This is a genomic window from Exilibacterium tricleocarpae (assembly GCF_007004655.1).
Lineage (GTDB): Bacteria > Pseudomonadota > Gammaproteobacteria > Pseudomonadales > Cellvibrionaceae > Exilibacterium > Exilibacterium tricleocarpae.
On sequence record NZ_ML660089.1, the window covers coordinates 448640 to 461136 of the forward strand.

Genomic DNA, 12497 nt, shown 5'->3' on the forward strand with positions numbered 1-12497 from the left:
AAATAACCACTTACAGGTGCAGTTGGTCCCGAGAGGCCTTTTACCGGCCTCTCGGGATTATAATAAGTGCCAATAACCTATATTTTACCGTAAATCAAAACCCCGCCCGAAGGACGTGGTCATCTACTGAATGGCTGAACCTGTCGAGTTTTAATGAGTGCTTGCGCACAAGTGGAGATTGAGTTTGTTCGCTACAAGACCAGCCAGAAGGTAAGTGCGTTTTCGGGTTCAGGGGCGTTCCCCGCATTTATTGTGGCAATAGCCGTTAAATGCAGTTGTCCAGCAGAGTGAAGTACACACGATTGAGGCTTATATGACTAACGTATATCCCGGAAGTACTCTACGCGATTACCCCGTCCAAGTGAAACACCCGTATTTTTCAACCCGCTTAAACTTAGCAGAAATCACTTCCGATCATATAAAAATGCACTGCCAAGATACTATTGACTCGACTGAAAGTAACTTTGAATCTGAGTCAACCCGTTTCTTCTTCGAGAAAGATATCGAGGTCAACATTAAGACCGATATCGTTGACTGTGTAAGAACTGACAATAACGAGTCGATCGTTATCGCCAGGTTCTCAGAACCGGAAGACGAAGACGAGTTCTGGAGCACATTGCGCCAACAGGTTCTACCTGAGGATACACCCCTTGCACCTGGTGCCCGACCACGTTTGCCGGCACGCGCGCTGTTTACAGAGACAGCGCGCCGGCAACGGGAAGCTTTCTTACAGGACTACACCGGCGTCAATCTCGATTGCATCACAAGCTCATCCGTGGACCCTGAAAGCCTGCCGAGTGTTACAGAATCGTTTATCGGTACCGTCGAAGTGCCTATCGGAGCGGCCGGACCCTTATTATTCAATGGCAAGCATGCACAGGGACATATATTCGCTCCGATGGCAACGACCGAAGGCTCGCTGGTCGCATCGGCCACTCGCGGTGCAACTGCGGTCACAGTCAGCGGAGGGATGACAACGGCGTTTTTGAATCGACGGATTACCCGTGTGCCACTCTTTCAACTGGCTAACCTCAACGAAGCGCTTTTCGTCAGTCAGTGGATACAATCGCATTTTGCCGATATCAACAGCCAGACGCAGCTTATGTCGAGTCATGCAAAATTGTTAAGTATTGAGCCACAGGTGGTCGGCCGGGATTTACACCTTCATTTTGTCTACGATTCCGCGGATGCGGCAGGTCAGAATATGGTGACCGGATGCACCTGGCGGGCGTGCCACTGGATTATGGATAAGCTTGATCGCAAATTGGGATTAAAAGTTAAGCGCTTTATCATAGAGTCCAATCTCTCAAACGATAAGAAGGTCACATTTAATAATTTTATCTATGGTCGCGGCACAAGAGCGGTCGCAGAGTGCACGGTGTCCGGCGAAGTGATGAAGCGCATCCTGCATGTTACTCCGGAGCAACTGGTCCGGGGTTATCACAGTCTCGCGGCCGGCGGGGTAGCGGGCGGCATGATCGGCATCAATATTAATATTGCCAATATGGTGGCTGCCGTCTTTACCTCTACCGGGCAGGACATTGGGAGTGTGCACGAGTCCGGGGTAGGGCATCTGACGCTCGAACTTGTCAACAATGGCAATGCGGTTTATGCCAGCCTCGTTATGCCAAGCCTGCTGATCGGTACGGTCGGCGGTGGAACCCGGCTGCCGCAGCAGAATAGATGCCTGCAAATGATCGGCTGTGAAGGCGCCGGGAAGTCGCCCCGGCTTGCCGAAGTTATTTGCGGCTATGCGTTAGCTTTAGATTTATCGACACTATCGGCGCTTGTTTCCGACGAGTTCGCGGCGGCGCACCATCCATTGGCAAAAGAGGGTTATGCTGATATGGAGGTCTAAAGATCGAAAAAAATTTTACAGTTGGCATTTCAGCTTGAACAACAGTCCTGACACAGAGGGGCTGTTTCGACTTGCACTTGTTTAAGCGAAAACGTGCTAATTGACCGGTCTGCCTCAGGCTGGGGCTTCCAGAAACACGGACTCGGCGTCCCCTCGATGAACCCCCGCAAGCGGGTCCAGCCCAAAACCAGAGGTTTTGGGCGTTGCGCGGGGCGAAGCAGCGCCTCGCTGTTTCCCGCTCCACCCCTGGGGACTCGCCGAAAGCGCCTACTTTCGCTTAAGGCGCCTACTCTTGGTGGTCCCGACAGCATCCCTGCTGTCGAGAGTTTCTGAAAGCCCCAGCCAAAGGCAGACCTATCTGCAGTACTCTTAATCAAGATAGATACGACTAGAGCAGGGATCGATAAAATGATGTGAACCCCCTAAGTCAGTGCCATATGGAACTGTCCCGAGGCAAAAGGACGTGCGCCCTGGTAACTCAAATAGTAAAAATCTATATATAGAAGTGTATTTGTAGCCAGTTACTATTTCTTTCTTTCCCCTCACTGTAAAAAATAGCCTATTCCCACTGTAGGCAATAGTGTGCTCAAACCAGGCAGGCGTACCATATCTCGTGACAGGTTACAGATAATATTTATTATAGTTCTATAAATAATTGATCTATAAGGGGTTTTTAAATAAAGTTGACTCCGCACAGGCAGCGGCTGTCGGTATCTTCCTCCATATCCAGCCGCTGCCATCATCCAGTACCTTACACATTGCTGGATAATTTCCCGCGCCTCAGGCATTAAGGAATGTGTCGATTTCGTCGTTGTACGGCATACTGTGCACCCGTTGTAAACTATCCGGCACTGACGCCACTCCGGGCGCTTGTCCCCCCTGCCAGGGGCAGACAACCAAAGGCTGTCTCGAGAGCGTTAACGCGGTATAAATAGCGGTTTGCCGCCCGTCTGGTAAGACCGGGCCTGCGGGCGGCGTTGCAATGTAATTAACCCTTAATTGAGAGTGAGATATGGCCAAGCGTGTGTATTTATTTGATCAGGGTAGCAAGGATGATCGCGATCTACTCGGTGGCAAAGGCGCCAACCTCTGTGAAATGACCAAATTAGGGCTGCCAGTACCCTTCGGTTTTGTGATTACGACATCGACCTGCCGGGAGTTCTTCGAGGCGGGAAATCGGCTCCCTATCTTGCTCGAACAGGAATATCGCATAGCCCTTGACTTGGTTGAGAAGAAAATGGGGGCCCGCTTCGGGGACCCGGAAAACCCCTTGTTGTTCTCCGTTCGCTCCGGGGCGCCGGTCTCCATGCCCGGCATGATGAATACCATTTTGAACCTCGGCCTGACTGACGAAATCACGGCCGGCCTGGCCAAAAAAACCGGTAATCCGCGTTTTGCCTATGACTCCTACCGGCGCTTTATACAGATGTTTGCGGACGTGGTATTGGGCATCGAGGGCGATAAGTTTGAACAGGAGATTAGCCGGTATAAGCAACAGCACAACAAAAAGCTGGATACCGACATGGAGGCCGAAGACTGGCAACACATCATTAAGATATTTAAGGAATTGGCGGATTTCCCCCAGGATCCGTTTATTCAGCTGCGCATGGCGATAGAGGCGGTGTTCTTGTCCTGGCATACCCCGCGGGCGGTGGTTTACCGCGAGATGAACAATATACCGGACACGCTGGGTACCGCCGTCAATGTGCAGGCCATGGTCTTCGGCAACTTTGGCGATGATTCAGGCTCAGGCGTGGCCTTTACGCGCAATCCCTCCACCGGTGAGCACGAGTTCTTTGGTGAATTTCTGTTTAATGCGGCGGGGGAGGATGTGGTGGCCGGTATTCGCACGCCGGAACCCATCGAGGCTCTCAGGGAGCGTTTGCCGGAGGTCTACGACGAACTCCACCGGACGCAGGTATTGCTCGAACAGCACTACCGCGATATGCAGGATATCGAATTTACCGTGCAGGAACGCAAGTTTTATATGCTGCAGACCCGCAGCGGTAAACGCACCGGACGTGCCGCCATCAAGATTGCGGTGGCGATGGTAAATGAGGGGGTGATCTCTGAAAAAGAGGCGCTGTTGCGCGTTTCTCCCGAGCATGTAGAAGCTTTTATGCACCCGATGATCGATCCCACCGCCAAGTCGGATATTGTCGCCAGCGGCCTGCCCGCAAGTCCCGGCGGAGCCACCGGCGTCGTGGTGTTCTCCGCCGATGAGGCGGTCGAAGTGGCCGCCAAGGGCAATAAGGTGATTTTGGTGCGCCGGGAAACTACCCCGGAAGATATACACGGTATGAAAGTCGCTGAGGGTATTCTGACCCAACATGGCGGGATGACGTCCCACGCGGCCGTGGTCGCCCGGGGCATGGGCGTGTGTGCAATCACGGGCTGCTCGAGTCTGCATATTGACTACCAGAAAGGCGAGGCGGTAGCCGCTGGCGGTGTTACCCTCAGGCGCGGCGATGTTATCACGCTGGACGGCGCGGCCGGGGAAGTGATGCTCGGGGAGATTCCGAAAATCGAGGCCAGCTCCGGCGAGGATTTTCAGATACTGTTGTCCTGGGCCGATAAGCACCGGCGCCTTAAAGTGCGCGCCAACGCCGAGACGCCGGAGGAGGCCAGAAAGGCCCGTGAACTGGGCGCGGAGGGTATTGGCCTGTGCCGCACCGAGCATATGTTTTTCGAGGCCGAGCGCATTGATCATATGCGCGCTATGATTCTTTCCGAGTCGCAGGAAGAGCGCACACACTACCTGGATAAGCTGATCAAGTACCAGCATGAGGATATGCTTGAGCTGTTCAAGATTATGGATGGCTTACCGGTTACGATACGGCTGCTGGACCCGCCATTGCACGAATTTCTGCCAAATAGCACCGAGGAAATGCGGGCGCTTGCCGAGCGGATAGGGAAGTCCTTCGAGAAAATCCGCGAGGCCTCCGAGAATCTCAGTGAAGTAAATCCCATGCTCGGCTTTCGAGGTTGCCGGCTTTCTGTCGTATACCCGGAAATCACCGATATGCAGGTGCGAGCGATTATCGGCGCTGCCGCTGAAGCGATGGAAAAAGGTTTCAGCCCGTTTCCTGAAATTATGATTCCCCTGGTCATTAACGTGCGCGAGATACGGTTGCTGGCGGATATCATCGACCGCAGCGTTTACCAGGTACATCGTGACAAGGGTATTTCCATTCCCTATAAGATTGGCACCATGATGGAAACCCCGCGGGCCTGCCTCGGGGCCGACCGCCTGGCTTCGGAGGTGGAGTTTATGAGTTTTGGTACGAATGACCTGACCCAAATGACTTATGGATTCTCGCGCGACGATGCCGGCCGGTTTATCCCCGAGTACCTCAATAAAAAACTTATCGAAAACGACCCGTTTGTCTCGCTTGATCAACGAGCGGTAGGGCGCCTTATGGAAATGGCCGTGAAAGAATCGCGGGCACGCAAGAAAAACATCAAGTATGGGATTTGCGGTGAGCACGGCGGTGCTCCCCAGGCGATTCGTTTCTGTCACCACCTCGGTTTGGACTATGTCTCCTGCAGCCCGTTTCGGGTACCCATTGCGCGGGTGGCGGCGGCGCAGGCCAATGTTGCCGAGGAAATCATTAGCAAGTAGCCCGGCAGGCAGCGCTATCGGACAATACCGCCCAGTGCATCGATGGGAATAGGACCGGCGGCTAACACGGCGTCGACAAGGCTTTTAGTATTGAACTTCTCGCCCAGCCGGTCCTGCTCCTCACGCCATAAACTTTTGAAGCCATGAAAGCCCAGAAAGTAGGTGGTAATTTGTAGCGGATTGTTTATTACCCGATGCCAGAGATTGGTGGCAAACTGTGGTGCCAGCAGCCCGCGAGTCGTTGCAAAGTCCAGTAACTGTTGTTTGCGCCAGTTTTCTGTATGTACTTTGACGCTGACATAGGCGCGAGTTGCATTTTCCAGCCGCTTTCTCAAGTGTGCCAGCCTGGTCAGCCGGTCCCCGCCACCCCAGCCCGCATCGAGCATCAGCTTTTCGCTGAATGTTCCCCAGCCCTCAACGTATACGCCATCGGCAAAAAGTGCGCGCACCGGCGGTGCCTGCTGGACGGCAATCTTATACTGCATATAGTGACCGGGCAGCATCTCGTGGGCAATGATCATCGTATTGAAATGGGTGTTGAAGGAGCGATAGAACCCTGCCTTTTGTTGCTCGGGCGCAGCGTCGGGTATGGTGGGCAGATAAAAGAGTGTGTCAGCTTCCGGATTAAATGGCCCCGCCGGGTAAACGCCGCCGTAGGCGGCACCTGAAAAGTGATCGGGAGACAGCCCGATATACAGCGTTCTGGGCTGGGGGACGGTTGCCAGGTCGTGCTTAATAACAAACGCCTCCGCCGCGTGTGTCAGTTTAACGAAAGAGTCAAGGAAGTCTTCGCGGTTATCGACACGATTCTCTTCCATGGTCGTTATGGCAGCGGTCAGTAGGGACTTCTCAGGGACTTTTTTCCCGTTATCCTCCCACCAGCCCCGGGCTTCCACTGCCATCAACCTGCGCACGTCGTCGATCTCCTGTGCCGCGCGCGCTGCGAGCTGCGCGGGTGTCAGGTCGACATCTATCTGTAATTTCCGGGTGTATGCCTGCACGCCAAAGTAATCTGAAAGGGTGGCTTTGGGGAGAACCTGCTGGCGAATATGGTCCAGCAGATCATTGATTCGGGTTGCGGTATTGCGGGTTGCCGTCTGGAGTTGTTTCTGTTTGTCATCGCCGGCCCAATCACGGGTTAACTGCGGCAGGTTGTTCTGATAAAACGCCAGGGTGCGCTCCAATACCTGCAACGATCTCCTCGTTCTTTCCGGGCTGCCGTTGCGCAGGGTGTTGATCGCATAATGACAAAGCTTATCGATGCCTTGCAGGCGTTTTTTCAATGCCCGTGCTTTTTCATGCGGCGCTAATTGATCACCCACCAAAATATAGGTTAGTGCCTGGGAGATCAATTCCGCATACCAGATAGGATGGTTAGCCTGTACTTTATCGTGTTCCCAGCGTTCAAACTCGCGTTTTATCTGGCGTTGCAGTACCTCTGCATTGAGCCGCTGTTCTAAAGACAAGTTGCTTTTCTGTGCCTGAATCCGGGCGGCGACTTCGCGGTTGTATTGCAACCAGTGTCCAATTCTGTCGCCGGAGAAGTCTTCAAATTGGAATGCTGCCGATGTCAACCCCTTGCTAAAAGCGGCACTTGGGTAAAATTCTGCCCAGGATTTGATATAAGAATCTGTTAACGCCTGGAAGTCGGTCGTCGCACCAGCGTTGAGCGAGAAGCTCGAGAAAAAAATAAATACGGAGAGCAGAATCTTGGAAGCAGGCTTGTTGGACATGCGTTTACCCCATACTTTTTGGGTATTCGACCAGTTTTACCTGACGGTAACAATAACGGAACCGGGTCAATCTTATTGCGTTTTGCGCAACGGGCAGGGCGGTTGGCGGCAACTCTGCTGTCATACCGTCTTATGGGTATCGCCGACAGCAGGTTGATTTCATTAATGTTTATGTGCTAAAAATCTCGGGTACACAACATTTGGCGGCGCGTGCGCGTCAGGTACTTGAAAGCAGGAGATTGTTAAAGGGCTTATGGTTTTTCCAGCGGTACGTCTCAAAGTCTCTTCGGTCTGTAGAGAGAATCTCTCCATGTCCCAGTGTTTCCGCCACTATGACCAGTGAGGCATCCGCCAAGTCCATCGGCAGTTGCCGGTATTTTTCCATCAGTATTTGCATAAAATTAAGGTGCTTCGATTCCAACTGAAACAGTTTGGCAACTTGTTGGAGCTGAGCCATAAACTTAATTTGTGCGCTAACCCCCAGTCTGCTCATGAGTAAGTGGCAAGTTTCTGTGAGTACCGGCCAGGTAACCACCAGGGGGACTGTAATCTGGTGACTCACATCAATAGCCAAGTGGTGATACCTGTCTTTCGGATTGGCCAGGGCCAGCCAGTAACCCGTATCAGCTATGATCATGCTTGTTGCTCAACGTTTGGTCCAGGTAGTCTTTATAGTTTTCCGACAAATCTTCGGCACCTTCCGCGCAGCCAATAAAGTCGCTCGCCAAAAAATCTTTCATCTTTTTTGCCTTGTTTACCTTTTTTTCGTAGAGCAAATCAATAGCTTCTACAACTACCGCAGTCACGCTAACCCCATCCATCTGTTTCAGCGCTTCAAGCTTTTTTTGATGCTCTTCATCCAGTCTGGCATTGACGCGCATCTTGCTTTCTCCTGTCCGACTCGTCGATCTTTGCGCAGTCACTATATACCGTATGACGGTGTCATACAAGGGTTGTGTTTATATCATTGGAACCATGCTGGGTCAGGTGACGTCAGACAGGGATATCTGTTGCTGTTAAAGGGCATAAGCTTATGATAAATAAATGATTTTGATGTTGTTCCAGCCGTGGGGATGGCGTCGCCGGCGGCGTATTTTTCCAAATCTCATACCTTCAAAAAACAGTCCTCAACCAAATCCATGGCGGACAAATAGGCGCCCTCCACACGTCCGCCGCGGCACCAGGCGCCGATGACCGCAAGCTGTTGATGACTGTCCACAAGCGGAGGTATCGACAGCGCGGTATCTTTGATATTGGCGTAGCGCCAGAAGTGGCGGTAGTCGTGCGCGGCGGTCAACGGCGTTTGCAAAACCGACTGCAGCCAGTCGAGTCCGATGTCGGCGATATCCAGGTTTGTATCTTTGCCGTTAGCGGTTGACCAGGCCGGCGAGAAGTGCAGCATCCACAGATCGTCGTAACCCCGGTGCGCTTGCCGCTGCGGCCGTGAGGAGAGCCGCGAGGCCCAGGAGATGGTGTCGTCGCCAAAGATACCCTGAATATGCTCCGCGACCGCTCCCCGGGTCGCCAAACCCAGTGCCCAGCAGGGGCTGTGAACAGTGGCGGGAATTAGGTCGGCCACATCACTCGTATCTGTCAACAGGGCTTTCGATTGCTCCGCCGGCAAGCTTAAAATAACCCAGTCAAAATCGCTGTGGGATTCTCCCGTCACCGAGACCAGTGTCCAACCTGCATGCCGGTGTTGCAGCTTATCGATGCGGGTTTCGACGTGTACTTCGAGGCTATCGGCCAGATAGCGCGCCATCTCGTTCATATCGGGTATGCCGACATAACGCCGCTGGTCGTCGCCAGACGGGCTCAAAACGCCATTAATCAGTTTGAAAGGAGTCAATGGCCAGGGGGCGACAGTCTGATGCTGCTCCCACCGCCGCACTTCACTTTTGAAACTTTCCGACCGGGCTGTGAAATACTGGGCACCGATATCCAAATGTCCCCAATCCAGCCGCTTGGTTGCGAGTCTGCCGCCGTTACCGCGGGATTTTTCAAATATCACTACCTGCGCACCGCGTTTTTTTAATTCGGCGCCGGCGACCAGACCTGCGAGTCCTGCGCCGATGATTGCGACTCTCATCTATGATCTCCAGTATTTGTCGTAGGATACCTAAAACGGGTTGAGAGGGCCAAGCTGGAGAGCAGCTGGACGCCGGTGTCACAAGGCCCGATAGGCGTTTCAGGTTCGGCTGGTTAACGAATAGAAACGCCACACCGGATACCCGGTGGTGTAAGCACACAAGAGACAGGCAGATAACAACGGGGGCTGTCAGCAACTTTGTCAGTCTATTTTTTGGTCGCCCGCACCGTCATTCCCGATAACATTTCGCGGACTTCAGCCGCATAGGCTTCACTCAGGCGATAGCAATGCGCATCGGGATCAGCTTTTTTAGCGCCTATTTGTTCGTAGACGATAAATCCGAGCAAGCGGAGCTGCTCGAGGCGGTAAAACAGTTCCTCACTCGCTCGTTCGGGAAATGCTTCTAATATCGCTGAAAACCTGATATCTCCGGATTCTTCCAGATAAGTCAGCAGGCGGCGTTGATACTGGGTCAAATAGTCCCTGCGAGCGGGCCAGGGCAGCAGCAGCTCGGAGGGCAGGGCAATCGGGGAGTTGATATCGCCGGCAGGATTTGCCGCGGGGCCGCCTTCGCCGGCCGCAGGTGCACCCGGGGGGTTGTAATATATGAATATGGCTATTGCAATACAGATGACACCCAGGGCCACGCTGAGATAGCGAAAGTCATTGGTAGTAACCAGCTCTTTATAACCCTCTATGGGTAGCCCCGAGGTGATACCCAACAAGCTCAGGGCGGCTCCCAGCATAAAAAACAGCGGAACCATTGGATGCCGGAAATGCTTTTCGATAAAACTGAGAATCGCTTCCATGATTATTCTTTTTGACTAGGTACCTGACTGCACGTCACGCCGGTCCGTAATAGTGACCAGGCCGTTACATAATAGGACTATAGTTGAGCAGTAGCAAACGGCAAAAAGTCTTTTGCACTCAAAACAACTAAGGATTTAAATGCCTATATTTGGTAGTATCACGGCTTGTCACAAGGTGCAGGGCCGTGCCGACAAAGTCGAGATATATAGAAGACGGAGTACACGCGGGCGGTAAAGCATGAAAGCGCCTCGATTGAAATCACCGATTTGAGCTGGTATCGCCAGCGCTGGCATGACATGCATTCACTGAGCCGCGCACCTGAAAATGCCGGCGGCCACAACCTGATCGCCAGTGTCTGCGTGACCGTTGAGGCGGCACTCGATCACCTCAGTGATTTGCTGTGGGTGCACCGCGTAACCTCCGCGGTGAATGCCAGCGGTTACGAGCCCTTTAGCAGAGTGTTGAACAACCCCGTTTTAGGCGGCACGTAGACGTGTGGCGGCAGGTCACTAAGTGCTTTGGGAATCAATGGGTGATCAAATGATACGGACAGCCCATGGTGGCGGGCCAGATGTATCATACCAACCCCATAGAAGCACAGGAGCGCTTTGTGCACGTGGTGAAAGAATTCCCCGCTTTTACTTTGCCTCGGGTAGTCGTCGACCATTTTCTGTAAGGCTTTATCGAGTGCCTTGGGATCTTTATCGCTAATTGCGCGAAAGGCCGCAGCGTAGCCCGCATACATGGCGTTCTTTTTGTGTTGACACCGTTTTTCGAACTTATCTATCCAGGCCTTTGCCTCGGTATTGTTGTCCAATAGTAACAGCCGCAACGCGTAAGTGAACTCTTCATTAAAGGGGTGTTGTTGTTCGGTAGGCTGTAACTGTTCCGGGTCACACTTGTTTGCCAGCTCTGTCGCAAAATCCAGGTCGTTAATACACAGCGCGTAGAAGAAAAATTCATGCTGGAACGGCCAGTCGCGCACTAAATCGATCACTTCACCTGCTTCGTGGCGCTGATACAATTTCGCAATGGTCTGTAAAACCAAGTTGACTTTTTCTACAAAAGCCGCGATGTTGTTCTCGAGTAAATAGGCGCCAACCGCCAAGGTATAGCCGTCGTGTATTAAACGCACGCTCGGGTAGGTGTCTGAGGGACGGCTTTTTTTTTCCTCTTTTAGCGTCTCTCTCCATCGCTTCTCAACATCGCCGTAGATTCTTGCAAGCTCATCTTTTGTCTGTTTCATAGTGTCAATTTTTTTGGATGTTGCGGGTGGAATACGCACCTGGAATCAATGGTCAGTCCGAGGCAATTTTAAAACAGTCTCAAAATCAAGCCCGTCGTTGCTTTTTACGATGGCCATTTTTTCGGAAAGCTTTTCTCCGGACGGGTCTGGTCGTGTCGTTTTCGGGATGGCGAGAGCGAAAATGCCTACGCTTTCTGCATGGAGGAATCTGTCGATACTAAGATCCCAGTTTGGTTCACCATCGATATGGCAGTCTCCCCACTGATAGTCGCCACTATCGTACTTAATACAAAGTATGTTATTGGTGTTTTCCTTTGCCAGGTAGAAGAAGCAGAGCTTTGCATCGATGTCAAGTTGGCTGATAAAGCGGGTATCGGGAAAATACTGCAGCGGGTGTTTTAGGTTGTCGATACCGATTTTGACCAGCAGGATTCCCTGCGCTTGCTCACCTGCTTTAACCTGCAGGAGGACAGTTCTGTCACCGGTTTTGGTGAAGCCTGCCAGGCAGTCCACGATATTTTCCGTTGCAGCAGCGAGCGGGAAATGCAGGCTGTTTCGCAGCGACAGTTGCCCGCCCAGCCACTCGAAAAACGCCTCGTCACCATCGCCAAAAACAAGACTGGCCTCACCGGTATCGGCCGTGGTGATGAGCTGTTGCACGGCATTGTCGGCATAGCCGAGATAAGAGATCACAGACTTGCCAACCTGCCAGAAGCAACCCAGCTTGAGGGGGCGCTCAATCACGAACTCCTGTATCCCCTGCGCTGAAACTGACAGGGTGTAGAGATCGTCGCCAAAGCTGATGCACAACCAAAAAACGAGTGGGCAGTCCGCCTGGAACTGTCTGACTCTGCACTCGCCTTGTTTATTTAAAGTGCTCAGGTCTTTGACATGCCACTCGCCGCTGGTTTTGTCGAACAGACCCAGGGCCCTGTTCGCCAGCAGCCAGTTGACCATGGCGCTGGACCCACATTCAATCGCAATCAGTGGTTGATCGGGGCCAAAACCGGCGATGCGATTCAGTGCGCCGCCTGTGTTTACACAGTAAACCTCGTTGTTCGGCCCCACTAAAACCGGATTTTCCAGGAATGAAAAATCCATTGCCAAGTCAGTCAATTAACAACCCCAGCTGTCGGTAG

At 52.6% G+C, this 12497-nt stretch carries 9 protein-coding genes; 2 read left to right on the top strand and 7 right to left on the bottom strand.

Annotated elements, in window-relative coordinates; translation table 11 throughout:
* Positions 1-313: 313 nt before the first annotated feature.
* Positions 314-1858, top strand: a complete 1545-nt coding sequence (locus tag FKG94_RS06450; RefSeq protein ID WP_142903370.1) for a hydroxymethylglutaryl-CoA reductase — start codon at positions 314-316, stop codon at positions 1856-1858.
* A 1012-nt stretch (positions 1859-2870) separates the two neighbouring features.
* A complete protein-coding gene (ppdK, locus tag FKG94_RS06455) occupies positions 2871-5480 on the top strand; it encodes a pyruvate, phosphate dikinase (RefSeq protein WP_142903371.1) in 2610 nt (869 codons plus the stop codon).
* 14 nt (positions 5481-5494) lie between these two features.
* On the opposite strand, the gene FKG94_RS06460 is transcribed toward ppdK, so the two are convergent.
* The 7 genes from FKG94_RS06460 to FKG94_RS06490 all read right to left on the bottom strand — a co-directional run bounded on the left by FKG94_RS06460 (position 5495) and on the right by FKG94_RS06490 (position 12474).
* Positions 5495-7213, bottom strand: a complete 1719-nt coding sequence (locus FKG94_RS06460; protein WP_142903372.1) for a DUF885 family protein — start codon at positions 7211-7213, stop codon at positions 5495-5497.
* Positions 7214-7430: 217 nt separating this feature from the next.
* Entirely contained in the window at positions 7431-7850 is a 420-nt protein-coding gene (locus tag FKG94_RS06465) for a type II toxin-antitoxin system VapC family toxin (RefSeq protein ID WP_142903373.1), read from the bottom strand.
* Positions 7837-8094: a ribbon-helix-helix domain-containing protein gene (locus FKG94_RS06470; protein WP_142903374.1), complete on the bottom strand. Its 258-nt coding sequence runs from the start codon at positions 8092-8094 to the stop codon at positions 7837-7839. Before FKG94_RS06470 ends, FKG94_RS06465 begins: the two co-directional genes overlap by 14 nt.
* Positions 8095-8318: 224 nt before the next feature.
* A complete protein-coding gene (locus FKG94_RS06475; protein ID WP_142903375.1) occupies positions 8319-9302 on the bottom strand; it encodes an NAD(P)/FAD-dependent oxidoreductase in 984 nt (327 codons plus the stop codon).
* Positions 9303-9508: 206 nt separating this feature from the next.
* Entirely contained in the window at positions 9509-10111 is a 603-nt protein-coding gene (locus tag FKG94_RS06480; protein ID WP_142903376.1) for a hypothetical protein, read from the bottom strand.
* Between the two features lie 440 nt (positions 10112-10551).
* Positions 10552-11358: a hypothetical protein gene (locus FKG94_RS06485; RefSeq protein ID WP_142903377.1), complete on the bottom strand. Its 807-nt coding sequence runs from the start codon at positions 11356-11358 to the stop codon at positions 10552-10554.
* Between the two features lie 45 nt (positions 11359-11403).
* Positions 11404-12474 carry a hypothetical protein gene (locus FKG94_RS06490; protein ID WP_142903378.1) on the bottom strand — a complete coding sequence of 357 codons (1071 nt, stop codon included), beginning with the start codon at positions 12472-12474 and terminating at the stop codon, positions 11404-11406.
* Positions 12475-12497 lie beyond the last annotated feature (23 nt).

What these genes read in the sequence shown, in the direction of transcription:
- FKG94_RS06470 (WP_142903374.1), bottom strand. Translation starts at nt 8,094, where the DNA reads ATGCGCGTCAATGCCAGACTGGATGAAGAGCATCAAAAAAAGCTTGAA.
- FKG94_RS06480 (WP_142903376.1), bottom strand. Translation starts at nt 10,111, where the DNA reads ATGGAAGCGATTCTCAGTTTTATCGAAAAGCATTTCCGGCATCCAATG.
- FKG94_RS06485 (WP_142903377.1), bottom strand. Translation starts at nt 11,358, where the DNA reads ATGAAACAGACAAAAGATGAGCTTGCAAGAATCTACGGCGATGTTGAG.
- FKG94_RS06475 (WP_142903375.1), bottom strand. Translation starts at nt 9,302, where the DNA reads ATGAGAGTCGCAATCATCGGCGCAGGACTCGCAGGTCTGGTCGCCGGC.
- FKG94_RS06465 (WP_142903373.1), bottom strand. Translation starts at nt 7,850, where the DNA reads ATGATCATAGCTGATACGGGTTACTGGCTGGCCCTGGCCAATCCGAAA.
- ppdK (WP_142903371.1), top strand. Translation starts at nt 2,871, where the DNA reads ATGGCCAAGCGTGTGTATTTATTTGATCAGGGTAGCAAGGATGATCGC.
- FKG94_RS06460 (WP_142903372.1), bottom strand. Translation starts at nt 7,213, where the DNA reads ATGTCCAACAAGCCTGCTTCCAAGATTCTGCTCTCCGTATTTATTTTT.
- FKG94_RS06450 (WP_142903370.1), top strand. Translation starts at nt 314, where the DNA reads ATGACTAACGTATATCCCGGAAGTACTCTACGCGATTACCCCGTCCAA.